The organism is Kribbella sp. NPDC023972 (genome assembly GCF_040639075.1).
In the GTDB taxonomy this organism is placed as follows: domain Bacteria; phylum Actinomycetota; class Actinomycetes; order Propionibacteriales; family Kribbellaceae; genus Kribbella.
The window spans coordinates 1,771,054-1,788,379 of record NZ_JBEZZH010000001.1; the positions used below are offsets into that span (position 1 = coordinate 1,771,054).

A 17,326-nucleotide genomic window follows, 5' to 3' on the forward strand; every position below is an offset into this window, starting at 1 on the left:
CCGAGGGTAGCCGACACCTTCGTGACCGGTCAGTGATTCGCTCGTTGGGACTGAAGTACGCCGATCCGAGGAGTTGAATGTCCGCGACGGTCCAGACCCCACTCGTACCGGGTCCGATTCCGGGATCTACGCGTGAGGAATCCCAGATCGAGGCGTTGCTGCCTGACGACTACGCCTCCCTGGTCCACCTGGCCTATCTGATCCTGCCGCCGTCGATCAGCCGGTCCCGGCGGGTGGCCGCGGCCCACAGCGTCGTACAACGTGCACTGCCGCCGGGCAGGTCGTACCCGCGCGAGGTCATGCGGCGGCGCGTCGTCCACGAGGCGGCCCGCCAGGCCTCCCGGCGTACGGCGTTGGGCCGGTTGGGCAGCGTGTTCGCGCCGTCCGACGCGCTGGACTTCGATCCGTGCGCCAGGCAGCTCGACTCGACGACCATCGCCCACCGCGTCCGGCGCGGCCGCCGGGTCGCGATTGCCATCACCATCTTCACCACGGTCTGCATCCTGGCCGCCTTACTGACGTAACTTGCTGCCATGACGCGACGCGAGACGCTGCTGCGTGTGCATCGGGACAACGGCTGCATCTTCACGCTCACTCTGATCCTCGACCCCGAGGGCGGTGAGCGCGGGATCACGTTCACCGAGTTCTACGACTACCGCCCGGCGGGCGACGATCCCGGCCGCGAGTACGGCTACAGCGTGCATGCGCCGTACGACGCTCTGGACACCCTCGCGGACTACTACGCGCGGGACGCGCCCGGGTCCGCGGCGGATCGGCTGACCGAGGCGCTCAGGACGCTACTGCAGGACGGCGACCGGCTCGGTCTGAAAGGAAGTCAGCGCCGGGTCCTGGAGGGCTTCCAGGTGGCCGGGGTGGCGGCCACCACGAGTGTGTGGAGCTGGATCCACGACTGATTCGAACCTGCTCGAATCTGCTTCGCGTTCGGACCGCCGTGGGCATACTGCAGTGGTGACGCTTCGCATCACGATGACCGCGGACCAACTCGGTCGATCACGGTTCGCCATCTCTCCCGCCCAGGAAGCGGTGAGCGTCCTTCGCCTTCGTGCCGGGCATTGAAGGGTGTCCGAGCCAACCGGCACCCGGCGGCGAGCGGCCCCGGATTGGCGTCGCTTCGTGCCCTGGCAGGGACGGCCTACCCGGGTCGACCTGGCGCTGCTGGGCGCGATCCTCGGCGTCGTCGCCTTGATGTTCACCACCAGCGAGCGCGTACTGCGCTTCGCCGGCCGGGCCACCGAGCTCAACCCCTGGATCATCCGGGCCACCGTCCTTCTGGCCGTACTGCCAGGCTTTCCCACCGCGGTGGTGTACGCGATGGCCGGCTGGGCCGGGATGCGACTGGCCATCTTTCTCCTGCTGGACCTTTGTGGAGCCCTGATCATCACCGGCCTGGTGACAGGACTCGGCTACTGGAGCGGTCAACGGGCTGTGGACATCGTCCTGCTGATCGACAAGTACGCCTCCGTCGTGAGCCTGACGATGATCGGCCTTGCCCTGGTCTTTCCGCTGATCAGGCGGTGGCTTCGGCCACGCCGGCCAACTGGATCCTGATGTTGACGAGGACGACCCACAACGCGCAGCCCGGCACGGTGGCCAGGCCGGCGAGCGGCACCTGGTTGACGATGACCGCCGCAGCGGCCAGTACGACGAGACTCAGCAGGGTCAGCTGTGGTCTGCGGATGGTGGCGTAAAGCGCCGTACGCAGCGGCACCGAGGGATACACCTGGCGGACGAGACCGGTGCTGAGGGCAAGGACCGCAAGGACGGCCAGCAGCGGGACGAGTGCGGCGCCCGGCGTGGTGTCGTGCAGGACGACGACGTCGGTCACCAGGATGCCCAGCACGGCCAGGGTGAGTGCCCAGGGCAACAAAGCGCGGCGGGCGAGCCGGCGGTAGGAGTGGAAGAAGCTCCGCACCGACGGGTCCTCCGCCTGCAGGTAGGCGAAGGCTGCTGCCAGCGCAGGGCCGACGCTCAAGCCCAGGAGGCCGAAAAAGAGCGGATAGCTCAACGGGTCGGCGACGACGGCCAACGCCAGCAGCAGCGGCGAGCAGGCCACCGCCAGTCCGAGGTTGACCGTCAACGCCCGGTGGACGAAGGACCAGATCAGGTCCCAGGCGTCGGCGCGGACGTTGACGCGGGCGAGCGGCGAGCCCATCACTTCAGTCCGCTCGTGGCGATGCCGCGGACGAAGTACTTCTGGCCGAGCAGGAAGATCACCAGGATCGGCAGCACGGACAACACCGAGCCGGTCATGATCATCGCGAACTCCGCGTCGTACAGGCCGATGAACGAGCGTAAACCGAGCTGGATCGTCCACAGCTTGTTGTCGGTCAGGTAGATGAACGGGCCCATGTAGTCGTTCCAGGTGTTCACGAACGTCAGCAACGCGAGGCTGGCCAGGGCAGGCTTCGACAACGGCAGGATGATCCGGGCCCAGATGCCGTACTCGCTCAACCCGTCCAGCCGGGCCGCCTCGCTCAGCTCGTCCGGAATGGTCAGGTAGTACTGCCGCATCAGGAAGACGCCGAACGCGCTGAACGCCTGCAGCATGATCAGCGACAAATGGGTGTTCACCAGGCCGGCCTTCTGCATGATGATGTACTGCGGCACCATGTACGCCTGCCACGGCACCGCGATCGTCGCGATGTAGGCCAGGAACAACGCGTCCCGGCCGGGGAACCGCACCTTCGCGAACCCGTACGCGGCGAAGCTCCCGGTCAGCACCTGCAGGGCGGTGATGGTGAGGCTGAGGAACACCGAGTTGCGCAGGTACGTGAACAGCGGGATGCGCGCCCAGATGTTGGTGAAGTTCTCCCAGTGGAACTCGGCCGGGATCCACCGGATCGGCACGCTGAACACCTCGTTGTCCAGCTTCAGCGACGACGACACCATCCAGGCGAACGGCACCAGCACCGCGATCGACAGTACGACGAGCAGCAGGTAGGCGACCGCCCGTCGTACCGTTGTCACCTTGCGCCGTCGCCGCGTCACCGGGGCCGCGGGTACGACGTCTGCCTCCGCCGGCCGGGTGGTCGTCATCGTCATCGTTCACTCCTTCGCTGCAGCCGGAACTGCACCAGCGTGATCGTCAGCACGATGACGAACAGCACCATCGACACCGCCGACGAGTAGCCGAACCGGCCCTGGGTGATGCCCTCGCGGAAGATGACCTGGGACAGCACCAGCGTCGACCGGCCCGGGCCGCCCTCGGTCATCACCTGAACCAGGTCGAACACCTTGAAACTGGAGATGGTCAGCATGATCAGCACGAAGAACGTCGTCGGCCGCAACGACGGGATCGTGATGTTCCAGAACCGCTGCCACGCGCTCGCGCCGTCCACGTGGGCCGCCTCGTACAGCTCGCCCGGGATGGTCTGCAACCCGGCCAGGTACAGGATCATGTAGTACCCGAGGTCTCGCCAGACGCTGGCCAGGATCACCGCCGGCATCGCCCAGGTGGTCGACGTGGTCCAGCCCGGCGGGTTGTCGATGCCGATGGCCCGCAGGAGCTGGTTCACCGGCCCGACCTCCGGGCTGAGCAGCATGTTCCACACCACCGCCACCGCGACCAGCGAGGTGATGTAGGGAAAGAACAGCGCGGTCCGGAAGAACCGGACCCCGCGCAGTTTCTGGTTCAGCAGTACGGCGAAGCCGAGTGCCGCGCACAACGTCAACGGCACGTGGCCGACCGCGTAGTACGCCGTGTTGCGCAGAGCTGTCCAGAACGTCTCGTTGTGGATCATCCGCTCGAAGTTGGCCAGGCCGACCCACTTCGGGGTGCTGTAGGAGTCCCAGTCCAGGAAGGACAGTGCCAGCGAGGCGATCACCGGGACCAGGGTCAGGGTGGCGAAGCCGAGGAAGTTCGGCAGGATGAAGCTCCAGCCGAGCCGGATGCTCCGCCACCGCCGGCTCGCCTGGCTGGGCGGACCGCCCGGCCCCCGGCCGGAGATCCGGCCGGGCACCTGGGCGGGGGTGGCTGTTGTTCCGGCCACGGGTCAGCCGACCTCGTTCTTGACCCGCTTCGACATCTCGGCCAGGCCGGCGTCGAGCGACTTTTCACCGGTCATGATCAGCTCGTGCTCCTCGGTCAGGATCGTGTCGACGTCGGCGGTCTTGTCGGTGACCGGCATCTCCAGCACCACCTGGTCGGGCTTGAACGCCTTCTTCGCCACCGCGTCCTGCGGTACGCCGGGCAGCGCGAAGTACGTGTCGAGAATCGCCTGGCTCTGCAGCGACGGGGTGACACCGACCTTGGCGATCGCGGTGGCGCCCTCCTCACTCGCGGCCCAGGTGACGAACTTCTTCGCCGCGTCAGCGTGCTTGGAGTTCTTGTTCACCGCGAACGCGGTCGGCGATCCGAACGTGGTCACCTTGCCGGCCTCGCGCTGCGGCAGCGGGGCCACGCCCCAGTCGATCTTGGTCTTGCCGGACTTGGTGTCGGCCAGCAACTGGGCGGCGTACCAGGTGCCCATCGGCATCAGGACGGCCTTGCCGGTGGAGAACATCGAGTTGTAGGTGACCTTCTGGCTGGATGCGGTTGCCCAGGGCAACAGTGCGCCGGCCTGCTGCAGGTCCAGCGTCATCGCGTACTGGTCCTTCAAGAAGCCGTAGTCGCCGCCGAGCAGGTCCCCGCCGCTCTGAGCCGCGGCGGTGGCCTGGACGACGGAACGCCAGGTGTGCTGGTAGGCGCCGTACACCTTGGTCCCGCCGGAACCCTTGCTGAGGCTCTTCGCCAGTGCGGCGTAGTCGGCCCAGGTCAGGTTCTCGAGCTTCGTCTCCGGTACGCCGGCCTGCTGCAGCAGGGCCTTGTTGTAGTAGAGCACCCAGAAGTCCTGGCGGTACGGCAGCGCGAAGTACTTGTCCTCGATCTTGTAGGCGTCGAGGCCGGACTGCTTGGCCGGGTCGAGCTTGCCCGCCTCGTCGGTGAGCGGGAGCAGCTGGCCGCGGTTGGCGTACTGCGCATAGCCGATGACGTTCTTCATGGTCAGGATGTCGGTGTTGTCACCGCCGGCGAGCATGGTGGTGAGCTTCTCGTTGTAGTCGTCGGACAGGATGTCGACCGGCTCGACGTCGACGTCCGGGTTGGCCTTCTCGAAGCCCTCGATCAGCGCTTTGAACTCCGGCGTGGTCGCGTAGTTCCACAGGGCCAGCTTGACGGTGGTCTTACCGCCGGCGGCCGGCTGGTCGGACGAGCCCCCACCGCACGCGGTCAGGGCCAGCGCCGCGGCGGTGGCGGCGATTGTTGCTACAAGGCGTCGCTTCACGACGGGTCTCCTCAGGCGGTGAGTGGAAAGGATTCTGCGGTGATGCGTCCGAGGAGGGGCTCACCCGACAGCCAGCGGGTCAGCTCGTCCAAGGCGTGGTCGGTGAGCCGGTGGATCTCGGATCCGAGCGAACCGGCGATATGCGGGGTGATCATCACGTTCGGCACCGAGCGCAGAGCCGAGTCGGCCGGCAGCGGCTCCGGGTCGGTGACGTCGAGGATCGCGAACAGCCGGCCGGACCGGCATTCCTCGGCCAGCGCGGCCGAGTCGATCAGGCTCCCCCGGGCGGTGTTGATCACGGTCGCGTGGTCAGGCAGCCGGGCGAGCTCCGGAGCGCCGATCATCCGGTCAGTGCTGGGCAGCGCCGGCGCGTGCAGTGACAGTACGTCGACCTGCGGCAGCAACTCGTCGAGGCCGACCAGCTTGGCACCGGCCGCGGCGACGGCGGCCGGGTCGGCGTAGGGGTCGGCGACCAGGACGGTCGGGCCGTCGAGGGTCCGCAGCATCTCGACCACTCGCCGGCCGGTCCGGGAGAAGCCGACGATGCCGATCGACCGGCGGAAGTTCGACAGGTCGCCGAACCCGCTCAGATGACCCCAGCCGCGGTACGCCGTCCTCGTGTCGGCGGCCAGGAACGGCGCCTTCTTCCCGGCGAAGATGATCGCGGCCAGTGTGTACTCGGCGACCGGGACCGCATTGGCGTCGGCCGCACTGGTGACGACGAGGTCGCGCTCCCACACCTCGTCGGCGGCGAACCCGCGGACGCTGCCGGCCGCGTGGAAGACCGCCCGCAGCCGGGGCGCGGCGGCCAGCCGCTCGCCGGACAGTCGCGGCACACCCCACGAGGTGATCAGCACCTCGGCCTCCGCCAGCCGCTCGCGGGCTGCCGGGGAGTCGAGCTCGTCGACCCAGACGGGGTCCGGCAGGCTGACGAGGGCGGCCAGCCGATCCAGGCGCTCCTGGTCGAAGTGCACCCGGAAAGACTCGTCGCTCATGACGACAAGTCCTCGGCAAGCGGTTACCGTTGCGCTCATGTGAACATGAGATGTCCTGACCGATCACTTCATCTACTGCTCGTTCAAATACACGCTCAAATGTTCAGATTCGTACAACCCCCGGAGGTGAGGCGGTGACCGAGGAACGACTGTTCGGGCCGCAGCGGCAGGAGCGGCTGATGGATGAGCTGCGGCGGCACGGGTCGATCCGGGTGCGCGAGTTCGCCGGGCTGCTCGGAGTCAGTGAGTTGACCGTGCGCCGGGACATCGCGGCGCTGGCGGCGCAGAACCTGCTCACCAAGGTTCACGGGGGCGCGACGCTGCCCACCGACCTCGGGCCGACGACGCAGATCCGGCGCCGCGGTACCGGGCCGCCGCGGTTCACCATCGGCATGGTGGTGCCCTCGCTGGACTACTACTGGCCGGCGATCGTGACCGGTGCTCGCTCGGCGGCGGCCGCTCAGGACGTCCAGATCCAGCTGCGTGGGTCGACGTACGACTGGGCCGAGGACCAGCGGCAGATCACCCGGCTGATCGAGTCCCAGCAGGTGCAGGGCCTGTTGCTCGCGCCGAACCTGGACGGTGACGACGTCGGCGAGATGATCCAGTGGATCGGCGACTTGCCGGTCCCGGTGGTCCTGGTCGAGCGGCAACCACCGCGCTGGACACCGACGAAGAGCCAGCTGGAGTGGGTTCGCAGTGATCACGCCCTCGGCCTGGAGATCGCCGTCCGGCACCTGCACGAGCACGGGCATCGCAGTATCGGCCTGGTGCTGTCCAAGGGCAGCCCGACGTCGGCGCATCTCGAGCGCGGCTGGGAGCTGGTCTGCGCGGACCTCGGCATCTCCCCCCATCTGATCGTGCGCGAGTCGGTCCGGATGGTCGAACCCGGCTACCGCGAGACGATCGGCCAGCTGCTCGAACGCTGCCGTGCCACCGGTACGACGGCACTCGTCGTGCACTCCGACCCGGACGCGATGTCGGTGGCGCAGTACTGCACCGAGCGCGGCGTGGCGATCCCGGAGGATCTCGCGATCATCGCCTACGACGACGAGGTCGCGCGGCTGGCCGAGCCGGCGATGACCGCGGTCCGGCCGCCGAAGCCGATGGTCGGGCGGACCGCGGTCGAGCTGATGGTGGCCCGGCTGGTCGAGGGACGCCGGCGTCCGTCACAACGGATCCTGATCACGCCCGAGCTGTTCATCCGCGCCTCGTCGATCCCGCTGGCCTCAAGCGGTGTCCAGACGTAGGTGTTGCACCTGGCCGTCCGCCCACTCGACCCGGACCGTGCGGCCATCCGCTGACACCAGCGGCGCCCGCTCGGGCGAGCCGCCGAGGGTGACCACGGCCAGGTAGACCACACCGGCCTCGGGATGCGTTCTGGCACAGGGAATCGCGGTGTGGTTGCCTGTCGGACTCGCCTCGGCCAGACGGCGTACGTCGTACTCGAAATCGACTCCGCTGGCAACGCACGAGAGCAGGCCGTTCGCGGCGGCCTTCGCTTTCAGCCCCTCGACGGTTTCGGTCGGCGGCTCGGCTGCTGACAACGGCCAGCCGCTGAACTCGAGCTGCCAGGACGGATCGAGCTCACCCTCGATCACCACGGCGCGCACCTCGTGACTGCCACGCAGCAGCGAGCCCACGACCAGACGTGGACCCTCGACGACGCTGCCACCACGACCGGAGCCGTGCTCGGCGCCTTTGTCCTCGTCGGTTCGCACCCAGTGGGCCGAGGTGACCGAGACACCGGTGCGCACGGCGGTGAACCCATTGCGATGACTCGGGCCGTACTCCGGATGCACGATCGCCACGCTGTTCTCGACCGCGGCCGACCAGGCGGTCTGTTCCAGCGGCGGCATCGTGTGGGTCGAGTACCCGAGCCGCGCGTACAGCGGCGAGTCGGCGCGCTGGTCGCCGGGCACCGAGTGATCCGTGCCGTGGTTGACGATCCGGACGACACCGTCGGCCTTGGTACCGCTGACGATCCAGCCCGGCTCCGCGACCTCCAGCGTGAAGTCCCCGGCCTCCACCGGCAGCGGCTCCTCGGTCGCGGTCCATACCGGATGATCGGCCGGAAGCATCAGCCCGAGCATGCCTTTCACCGCCCAGTACGGCGAACCAGGTCCGGAGTACGACTGGGCGATCCGCGGCCATTCGCCGTACCAGCCGAGGTTCAGCAGACCGCGGTCGTCGGGGACGCCGCGGTCGAGGAAGTGCGCGAGCATCCCGGACGCCGCGCGCCGGAGCAGACCCGGTGGTACGTCGGTCGCGCCGGTGAGTGCGCCCATCCACAACGGTGCGGCGGCGGCGAACCGGTAGGTGAGGCTGCGGCCCTGGATCAGCGGCGAGCCGTTTCCGCCGATCAGGTGGACGGCGGTCCGGAGGTACTGCGAGAGCCGGTCACGCCAGGCGAGTTCCAGCTTCGGATCGACCAGCGCCGGGTCCATCGTTGCCCAGAGCAACGGATAGACGTGCAGCGCCCAGCCGTTGTAGTGGTCGAACGCGCGCTCGGGCCCGTCGGCGTACCAGCCGTGGTCGCGGTAGAGCGACTCGTGCACGGCCAGCCCGCTCTCGATGTCGGCGGTCGACCACGGGCCGCCCACGGACTTGAGGAACGTCTCGACGACGATCTGGAACCAGACCCAGTTGATCGGCGGATACTCCTCCCCGACCACCGTCGCCAGCCAGGCCACGACCCGCTCGCGGTCGGCGTCGCCGAGGCGATCCCACAGCCAGGGACGGGAGAGGTGCAGGCCGAGGGCGATCGAGCACGCCTCCACCTTCGCCTGGCCGAGCCGGTCGGGGCGCGGCCAGGCGTTCGGCGAGGCCGGATCGGTACCGGCGCGGAGGCCGTCGGCGTACCACTCGGCGAGGCCGTGGGGGTCGTTCCCCTGGTCACCGTGCAGCCGGATCGCCGCCAGCAGGAACGAACGCGCGAACGCCTCGAGCGAGTCGCTGTCCGGACCGTACGCACTCGGCTGACCGGGCAGCTCGATGCGAGCATGGTCCGGCGAGGCCCACGGCCGCAGCGACAGCAACAACCCGTCGGCCGTCGCCGCCCAGGCCTCCCGGGTCATCCCGGTGTACGGCGCATCACTCACGGTCGCTCTCCTCTGCGAACGGTCAAGTGGAACGAGTTGCCGGTGCAGTCGATGACGAGCCGGTGCACGGTCGGCCCCCAGACACCTTCCAGCAAGGCGTCGTCGACGGCCCGCTTCTCCAGGTGTCCGGCACCAAGATCTGGGTCCCAGGTCAGCTGCGCGTATCCACCGGCCAGCGTCTCGACCAGCAGCCGGCCGGGTTCGTGGCTGAGCGGTGCGCCGGCGATCACGAGGTGCTGCGTCGCCAAGCCTTCCCACTCGTCGGCGATGGTGATCGCACCCGAATCCAGCGTCGCCGTGCGCCGGTAGCTCGACGCATCTGGATAGGCCTCTGACAGCCGGAGGGACAGCGAGTTCGCTTGTACGACGAGCTCGGTCGCACGGTGCCCCGAGCCGGCCTGTTGTTCGTGGCCGTTGATCAGCGCGACGTTGTGCCAGGCGCTCTGGACGACCCATTGCTCGTAGCGGCGATCGGAGAAGGAGAGCGCGGTGTACGTCGGCTGCCCGAGGTCGATGAGCACCGGCGTGGAGTCGAGCGCCGCGATGAACGAGCCGACGTCGTTGTGATTGTGGTTCTCGTCGTTGTGGCCACCCTTGATCGCGAGGGTCAGACCACTGTCGTCGCGGGCTACGAAGAGTTGGACGTCCGGCAACCAGGTCGACTTCGGGAGTGGCAGGTCGGCTTTGGCCGCGTTCCACCACACGTCGTCGGTCAGGCCGAGGAGCGCACGCCCGAGTCCGGCGGCGGGCGCGATCGGCAGGTCTCGGTGGGCGGCGGCTTGGGCCATCACCTCGGGGTCTTGGTGATGGCGGCCCCAGCGGTGGAGGACATGCCATGGCTGGTTCGGATCGGGGCGGGCGGAGCCGTCGGCGACGTTGACGTACCAACCGTCGCCGAGGGCGACCCGGTGCGGATAACGCGCCAGCTCGGCGAGCGGCGTACAGGACCAAGGTGCGAAGGCGCCGTCGGTGACGCGGTCCAGTACGTCGAGGGCCTGAGCCAGCCGGGCCGGGCCGTTCCACCAGTACGCGTAGCCTTCGTCGCAGCCGCCATCCGCCGGCATGGCATCGAGATAGCGACTGAGGCCATCGACCACGAGGTCGGTGACTTCCAGCTGGACCGGCGGGTCGTCCTCGAGGAACAGCGCGACCGCGAGGACGTGGCCGTGGATCCACGGGTTCCAGTTGTGCAGGTGACCGTCGAGTCCGAGCCAGTGCCAGCGGCGATCGTTGCGGAACGGCTCGATGACACGCAGTCTTGCCTCCCGCCGCATCCGCCGACGTAGGCCGGGCACCCGGTCGTCCAGCGCGGGCCCGAGGACGAGGTCCGCCCAGGCGAGGATCTCCGCGGTCTCCGCCGCCCCGAGATCCAGGTAGGGCTCGTCGGGATCGCCGACGACTTCCTGCCGGGCGGTCGCGAAGGACTCATGTGCCGCCCAGCACCACGTGGTCTGCTCGCACAGCAACAACAGTCCGTCGGCGGCCTGGTCGACGTACGCCTGATCGGCTGTCAGCGCCGCGGCGAGCACCGCGGCCGAGGTACGACGCCGCAGCTCGCCGGCCGGGCCTTCGTACGCCGTGCGTACGCCGTCGCGCCAGTAGCGGGCGTAATCGGACAGCAGCGTTCGCGGCCACGGCTGATCGCGATCGGACTCCGCCTCGGCGAGGATCGCCCGTACCGCGGCCGGATCGCGGCTGCCCCACACGTCTCGCCGGGTCAGCTCCGGAACACCCGACCGGGCCCGAGCCGCTTTGACCGCCTGCTCGCGTCCCGCGGCACCGATCGCCGCCCATCGTTCCCTGAGCCTCACACCACCCACCCTATGGGCAAACGCTTCCCCGTCAACGAACGGGGTGGCCGCCGAACTGTTGCCCAGGGCAACTGGAGGGTTCCGGTCCAGCTTCGGTCCAGGGCGGGTCCAGGGCGCGTCCAGGACCGGGCAAACGCCATCCGCGGCACTCCGCAGCGGTGGAAAGGTGGACTCGGCCCCCGGAGAATCGAGATTCCGGACCAGACCGAGACGGGGTGGCGTGTGAGGCGAGCAGGATCGGAGCCGAGCCGGTGACGGACGCGATCACCGGCGAACTACGCTCGCTCGCCGGTCCGGAGCTCTATCGGCGCAACGCGTTCCGGATCAGCGGGCTGCCGGCGACCGTCGACCGGCGGACGACCAGGCAGGTGGTGCAGCGACTGCGCGCGGCCTTGCAGGTCGGAGCCGATGTGGACCTCGGCCCGAACGCGTCCAGCGACCCGGACGAGATCCAAGCCGCCTGCGACCTCATCCTCGGCGATCCGCGCCGCCGGCTGGTGCACGAAGTGTTCGCTCCCTGGGGTGACGACGTCAGCAAGTGCGGCTGCCCGCTCGAGATCCATCAGCGCCACGACACAGCGGTGGCGGAACACGCGGCGGCGATCGAGTCGGAACTCGACGACGGCTGGCGCAGGACTGCGTCCACAGTCCGGGCCCGGCACTGGACCGCCGCCGGCAGCGCCTGGAGACAACTGCTGGACGGGTACGAGTTCTGGGACCACCTGGATCACCGGGTGGCCGAGCTGGACGATCGGCAACTCGACCTGTCCGCGTCGAACCTGATCGAGGACGAACTGCCGAGGACCCTGCTGAAGCCGATCATCGACCTGGTCGTGACGGCGAAGACGAAACCGACCCGGCTGGTGGCGAACGCGCGGCGCTGGCCGGCCCCGGCCACGCTGGTCGACCAAATGCTCGAATCGGCGGCGGGCCCGCAGTACGACGAGCTCGAGGAACGCCGGGTCGCGATCACCCGCCGGTCCCGGGAGGAGGACGCCGACCCGATCGCCACCGAGATCGAGCGCGACCTCGTTCCCAAGCTGCACAAGCTGGACGCGATCGTGCCACCCGACCGGCACCACCGGACGGCGACCCTGCACGACCAGCTCGCCATCCTGCTGAACAACTGCTCGGTCCAGCTGCTCGACCGCGGCGAGGTGACCGACGGCCGCGCGCGGAGGTGGCTCGACACCGCGGCGCAGCTGGTGAAGGACCCCCGCGACCAGGAGCTGATCCAGGCGAACCGCGAGACGCTGCGGACCAGCACGGAGTTGGTCAATCTCCTGGGCGACTATCGCCGGCCCAGCGGCTACTCGTCGCTGCCGACCTACTCGCCGACGTACTACTACCGCCCGCGGCGGCGCTGGCCCCGGGTCCTGTTCTGGCTGCTGGCGATCGCCGCGATCGCGTACGGCGTCACCCGGTGCGGACCGTGGGGCGCGGTCACCGCCAGCCTGTACTCGTACAAGATCGTGGACAACGCCAAGGTGGGGAGCTGCCTCGCGCGGCAGACCGATTGGGCGACCAAACCCGGCGAGGTCCAGCTGGCGGACTGCGACGACGAGCACTGGGCCGAAGTACTGGCCTATGTGCCGATCACCGGCGTACCGGCGCCGTACCCGGGTGCCGACCAGGCGACCGCGTTGGCCCGGTTCCAGTGCGAGGAGGCGCGGGAACGGCAGCACCTGCCGGCGGGCGAGTACGTGACCGAGTTCGTGGTCGCGCCGGCCGACGAATGGAACGACGGCAAGAACCTGACGGTGTACGAGAACTACGCGCCCTGCATCGTTCGCCGCGCGGACGGTGAGTCGATCCCGGCGGGACAGAAGGTCAACGAGGATGTCGCACCAGCGGCGGTGGTGGTCAAGATGAACCTGTTCAGCACCGATGTGGCGGCCAACGCCCCGATCGGCATGTGCATCCAGCAGGAGCACCGGACCGGCACCGACGAGGTGCCGGTAGTCCGCTGCGAGGCGAGGCACTGGGCGCAGGTGTTCGGGTACCCGGTCATCTTCCAGCCGGGCGAGAAGTGGCCCGGTGACAACGCCGTGTACGCGAAGGCGAAGAAGGCGTGCGCCAAACTGGTACCGAGGCTGCCCGGGTACACGACCACGGTCGGCTGGCCGGGCCGGACCTGGTGGGACGACCCGAAGCGGGCGATCTACACGTACTGCCTGGTTCATCGGGCCGACAACCAGCTCACCGCGGGGAAGCTCGGATGAGCGCGGCGAAGCTCCGCCAATGGCGGCAGCACAAGGCGTTCCGGATCGAGGCGCCACGCTGGTCCGCGGCGCAGTGTGCCGATATCGAACGCTATCTCGGTGAACTCGCCGAGGCCGTTCCTGTCGAGGTGCCCGAGGTCGTTCGTCCTACGGCCGACGACAACGCCTTGGCCGAGGCGGCGACCAATCTGTGGCGCGCCCAGCGAAAACTTGCCCAAGGCAAGCAAGAGGCCCAGGGCAAGCAGGCCGCTCGCTACCTGCGGACCTGTGCCGAAGCCCTGGCCGAGGCCGGCCTCACCCTGCAGGACCACGACGGCGAGCCCTTCCACTCAGGTCGGTCCGTCGAGGTCCTGTTGTACTCCGAGGATCCCGAGGCCACCGCCGAGACAGTCCTCGAGACCGTTCGGCCGGCCGTCTACCACCACGATCGCCGGATCCAGACCGCGCAGGTGATCGTCGCCGTACCCATCGCACCCGTCGCCGACCCCAAGGACAGCCATGCGTGACACCATCGACTTCGGCATCGACCTCGGTACCACCAACAGCGCGATCGCGTTGGCCGAGGGTGACACGGTCACGGTGATCAAGAGCACCGACGACAGCCGTGACATCACCCCGTCGGCGGTGTGGCTGCCGCGCCCCGGGCTGACCCGGGTAGGCACGAAGGCACGCGAGCGGGCGGAGCAGGACCCGGACAACACCGCGGTGGAGTTCAAGCAGGGGATGGGTCTGTCCGACGCCGGCAAGTCCTTCGCGCGGGCGGGCGTACGGCTCACGCCGCCGCAGCTGTCCGCGGAGGTGCTGAAGGTCCTGCGGGCGGACGCGGCCCTGCACCTGAACGCGGACGCGCCGACCGCCGCGGTGATCACGGTCCCGGCTGCGTTCTCGCTCAACCAGAACAAGGCAACCGTCGAGGCCGCCGTACTGGCCGGGTTCGTGCCCGGCTGCCCGCTGGTCCAGGAGCCGACCGCGGCGGCGTTCGCGTACGGCTTCCACGACACCGCCGACCGGGCGTACTGGATGGTGTTCGACTTCGGCGGCGGGACCTTCGACGCGGCCGTGGTGAGCAAGCGCGACGGCGACCTGCGGGTGCTGAACCACGCGGGTGACCCGTACCTCGGCGGCAAGCTGATCGACTGGGCGCTGGTCGATCGCGTCCTCGCACCGGCCGCGGCCCGCGAGCTCGGCCTGACCGACTTCACCCGGGACGCCCCGGCCTGGCGGGTCAGCTTCGCCCGGCTCAAGAATGCGGCCGAAGAGGCCAAGATCGCGCTGTCGCGGTCGGAGTCGGCGCCGCTCATGGTCGAGCTGGACACCGGCGGCGGCCTCACCGAGCTGTTCGAGTACACGCTGACCCGCGACGAACTGGACCGGGTCGCCGAGCCGTACTACGTCCGCTCGATCAACCTGTGCCGGGAGGCGATGCGGGACAGCGGGCTTGCTCCGGACGCGATCGACAAGCTCCTGCTGGTCGGCGGCGTCACGCTCTCCCCCGGTCTGCGCGAGCGGCTTGCGGACCCGGCCGAGGGTCTCGGCATCGAGCTGGACACTCGACTCGACCCGACCACAGTCGTCGCTCGCGGCGCCGCCGTCTTCGCCAGCACGGTCAGGCATCCGGCGCCGACGTCGGCGGCACCGGCAGCCGGTGAGTACGCCGTCGAGCTCGCCTACGAGCCGAGTGTCACGACCACCACTCCGACGGTCGCCGGGCGGTTGCGGGCGGGGCGGGACCTGGATTGGTCCGGGTTCTCGGTGGTACTCGCGAACCCCGAGGGCCGGCCGCCGTTCCGGTCCGACAACATCGCGCTGAACCGCGTCGGCGCGTTCGCCACCGAGGTCGACATCGACGAGCGGCGTACGTCGCGCTTCACCATCGAGCTGTTCGACCCGACCGGTGCCCCGCAGAAGCTGACCCCGAACACGTTGTCCATCACGCATCGCGAGGTGGAGTTCGGCGGCGCCCGGCTGACCCACTCGCTCGGCATCCAGCTGGCCGACAAGGCGTTCTCGCCGTTGCTGCGCAAGGGCGCCGGGGTGCCGACCCGGGTTCGCGAGACGTTCCGGACCGCGCAGGCGCTGCACCGCCGCGACGACGAGGCGATGATCCGGATCCCGGTGGTCCAGGGCGAACGGGCCCGCGCGGACCGGAACCGGCTGGTCGGCACACTGGAGATCCGGCCGGTCGACGTACGGCTCGACCTGCCGGCCGGGACCGAGGTCGAGGTGACCTTCGAGGTGGACGCGTCCAACCTGGTCACCGTGGTCGCCGACGTACCGCTGATCCAGGCCCAGTTCGAGGCCGAGATCGACCTGGACTCGATCCGTACGCCGAGCACCGAGACGCTGCACCAACTGCTGGCCGACGCGGAACGCCGGGTCGACGAGGCGCGGCGGGCGGACGACAATCCCGAGGTCCGGGACCGGCTGGACAGACTGGAGGCGGAAGGGACGCTGACGACGGCCCGCGAGCAGGTCCGGGCGGCTTCGACCGACGCCGGCGCGGCCGCGACCGCCGAGGATCGGTTGCGTGACCTGCACGCCGACCTGGACGAGGTCGAGGCCGCGGCCGGCCTGCCCCCGCTCGTACGGGAACTGCTCGACCTGCTCGCCGAGGCCGGCGAGCTGGCCGCACGCACGGGTGCCGCGCGTTACGACCAGGAGCTCGCCGCCCTGCGCGAGCAGGCCCAGCGTGCCATCGACGACCAGGACATCGAGGCTGTACGGACCCAGATCGACCGGACCAGCCAGTTCCTGGTCAGGCTCGAGAGCCGGCAACCCGGCTGGCCGATGCGGCTCTTCTACGGTCTGACCGAGCAGCCCGGCCTGCTGCCGCCGACCCGCGAGGCCGACGACCTCGTCCGCGAAGGCCGGCGGGCCATCTCCACCGGAGACGAGCGCACGCTGGAGAACGTCAACCAGCAGCTGATTCGAATGATCCCGCGCGACGAGCAGAGCAAGATCATCGGGCTGATCAAATGACAGTGGCCGGTGAGCTCCAGCAGCAGCTCGCGTTGAGTCGGGCCGCCGAGGCTGCTCGGCAGGGGGACCTCGATCGAGCGGCCGCACTGCTGGCCGAGCTTGATGAGATGGGGCCGGAAGTGTTGGACCTGCTGGCCCGGATCGCGGCCCAGCAGAAGCGATGGGATGACGCCGATAGGTACTGGTCGCGCGTGCAGGAGCTCGAGCCGGACGATCCAGCCGCGGCGGCGGGGCGCGAGACGTTGGCGGCGATCCTCGCGGGTCGTCGACGGGCGCGGCCGGTGCTGCCCGTCGTCGGTGCAGCAGCGGGCGTTGTGGCGGTCGTCGTACTGATTGCCGGGGTGGTTCAGCTGGGTGGCGATAGTGAGCCGGTGGCGCAGCAACCGACGCCTCCGGCTGCGACTACGCCAACGCCTGCGCCGACGGTCGACGGGAGTGCGCAGGAGCGCGCGGATCGGTTGGCTCGGCAGTTGGCCGCGATCGAGGCCCAACGTCGGGCCGCGGCGACCGCGTTGGTTGCGCAGCTGGATGCGATCGAGGCCAAGGTGGCCGGTCCGGGGCTCGTCGTCCAGCGGCAGCCAGGTGCCGTTCGGATCCTCTTTGACCAGGGCTTGTTCTCCCGGGGCGCCGAGCTCACGCCGGCCGGCCGCGAGGCGTTGGATGCCCTTGGCAAGCGACTGGCCGGACTCGACGTCGCGATCACCGTTACCGGCCACTCGGTCGTCGTACCAGGAAGCAGCTCCTCCGGCGGTTCGGGTACGGCGTTGCTCCGGGCGCGTACCGCTACCCAGCAGCTCAGCCGATCGTCCGGACTTCCGCTCACCACCTTCACTCTGCAGTCCGGCGACCAGCGCGCCGCGCCGTTCCGCACGGCGGCACAGAACCGCACGGTCAGCCTGCTGCTGACTCCGCACCGGCAGTGACCTGGTGTTGTGA

Annotated in this window: 15 protein-coding genes; 8 read left to right on the forward strand and 7 right to left on the reverse strand. The window is 69.2% G+C overall.

The window, feature by feature from the left end; genetic code table 11:
- Positions 1-77: 77 nt before the first annotated feature.
- From AB0F43_RS08430 to AB0F43_RS08440, 3 genes are all read left to right on the forward strand, one after another.
- Positions 78-524 carry a hypothetical protein gene (locus tag AB0F43_RS08430; RefSeq protein ID WP_360472477.1) on the forward strand — a complete coding sequence of 149 codons (447 nt, stop codon included), beginning with the start codon at positions 78-80 and terminating at the stop codon, positions 522-524.
- A 9-nt stretch (positions 525-533) separates the two neighbouring features.
- Positions 534-914, forward strand: a complete 381-nt coding sequence (locus AB0F43_RS08435) for a hypothetical protein (protein ID WP_360472480.1) — start codon at positions 534-536, stop codon at positions 912-914.
- Positions 915-1,134: 220 nt separating this feature from the next.
- On the forward strand, positions 1,135-1,569 hold the full coding sequence (locus AB0F43_RS08440) for a hypothetical protein (RefSeq protein ID WP_360472483.1): 435 nt from the start codon (positions 1,135-1,137) through the stop codon (positions 1,567-1,569).
- On the opposite strand, the gene AB0F43_RS08445 is transcribed toward AB0F43_RS08440, so the two are convergent.
- Genes AB0F43_RS08445 through AB0F43_RS08465 form a run of 5 tightly spaced genes read right to left on the reverse strand, consistent with a single transcriptional unit; the run spans position 1,529 to position 6,277 of the window.
- On the reverse strand, positions 1,529-2,173 hold the full coding sequence (locus tag AB0F43_RS08445) for a YesL family protein (RefSeq protein ID WP_360472486.1): 645 nt from the start codon (positions 2,171-2,173) through the stop codon (positions 1,529-1,531). The two genes, AB0F43_RS08440 and AB0F43_RS08445, sit on opposite strands and share 41 nt — an antisense overlap.
- Positions 2,173-3,063: a carbohydrate ABC transporter permease gene (locus AB0F43_RS08450; RefSeq protein ID WP_360472489.1), complete on the reverse strand. Its 891-nt coding sequence runs from the start codon at positions 3,061-3,063 to the stop codon at positions 2,173-2,175. The genes AB0F43_RS08445 and AB0F43_RS08450 overlap by 1 nt, the downstream gene beginning before the upstream one ends.
- Complete coding sequence (locus tag AB0F43_RS08455) at positions 3,060-4,010, reverse strand: sugar ABC transporter permease (protein WP_360472492.1); 951 nt, start codon at positions 4,008-4,010, stop codon at positions 3,060-3,062. The genes AB0F43_RS08450 and AB0F43_RS08455 overlap by 4 nt, the downstream gene beginning before the upstream one ends.
- A 3-nt stretch (positions 4,011-4,013) precedes the next feature.
- On the reverse strand, positions 4,014-5,282 hold the full coding sequence (locus AB0F43_RS08460; protein WP_360472495.1) for a sugar ABC transporter substrate-binding protein: 1,269 nt from the start codon (positions 5,280-5,282) through the stop codon (positions 4,014-4,016).
- An 11-nt stretch (positions 5,283-5,293) separates the two neighbouring features.
- Positions 5,294-6,277 carry a hydroxyacid dehydrogenase gene (locus tag AB0F43_RS08465; protein WP_360472498.1) on the reverse strand — a complete coding sequence of 328 codons (984 nt, stop codon included), beginning with the start codon at positions 6,275-6,277 and terminating at the stop codon, positions 5,294-5,296.
- Between the two features lie 134 nt (positions 6,278-6,411).
- Between AB0F43_RS08465 and AB0F43_RS08470 the strand changes: the two genes are divergently transcribed.
- Entirely contained in the window at positions 6,412-7,527 is a 1,116-nt protein-coding gene (locus AB0F43_RS08470; protein ID WP_360472501.1) for a substrate-binding domain-containing protein, read from the forward strand.
- On the opposite strand, the gene AB0F43_RS08475 is transcribed toward AB0F43_RS08470, so the two are convergent.
- Positions 7,507-9,378 carry a DUF2264 domain-containing protein gene (locus AB0F43_RS08475; protein ID WP_360472503.1) on the reverse strand — a complete coding sequence of 624 codons (1,872 nt, stop codon included), beginning with the start codon at positions 9,376-9,378 and terminating at the stop codon, positions 7,507-7,509. The genes AB0F43_RS08470 and AB0F43_RS08475 overlap by 21 nt on opposite strands.
- Complete coding sequence (locus tag AB0F43_RS08480; protein WP_360472506.1) at positions 9,375-11,189, reverse strand: heparinase II/III family protein; 1,815 nt, start codon at positions 11,187-11,189, stop codon at positions 9,375-9,377. The genes AB0F43_RS08475 and AB0F43_RS08480 overlap by 4 nt, the downstream gene beginning before the upstream one ends.
- 251 nt (positions 11,190-11,440) lie before the next feature.
- Here AB0F43_RS08480 and AB0F43_RS08485 point away from each other — a divergent pair, with 251 nt between their 5' ends.
- From AB0F43_RS08485 to AB0F43_RS08500, 4 genes are read left to right on the forward strand one after another with little or no spacing between them, the layout of a single operon-like run.
- Positions 11,441-13,411, forward strand: coding sequence for a septum formation family protein (locus AB0F43_RS08485; protein ID WP_360472509.1), 1,971 nt, complete (start codon positions 11,441-11,443; stop codon positions 13,409-13,411).
- The gene (locus AB0F43_RS08490; protein ID WP_360472511.1) at positions 13,408-13,917 is read left to right on the forward strand and encodes a hypothetical protein; all 510 of its coding nucleotides are present in this window, start codon (positions 13,408-13,410) and stop codon (positions 13,915-13,917) included. Before AB0F43_RS08485 ends, AB0F43_RS08490 begins: the two co-directional genes overlap by 4 nt.
- Complete coding sequence (locus tag AB0F43_RS08495) at positions 13,910-16,390, forward strand: Hsp70 family protein (RefSeq protein WP_360472514.1); 2,481 nt, start codon at positions 13,910-13,912, stop codon at positions 16,388-16,390. Before AB0F43_RS08490 ends, AB0F43_RS08495 begins: the two co-directional genes overlap by 8 nt.
- Positions 16,387-17,313 carry a hypothetical protein gene (locus AB0F43_RS08500; RefSeq protein WP_360472517.1) on the forward strand — a complete coding sequence of 309 codons (927 nt, stop codon included), beginning with the start codon at positions 16,387-16,389 and terminating at the stop codon, positions 17,311-17,313. The genes AB0F43_RS08495 and AB0F43_RS08500 overlap by 4 nt, the downstream gene beginning before the upstream one ends.
- The last annotated feature ends 13 nt before the right edge of the window (positions 17,314-17,326 follow it).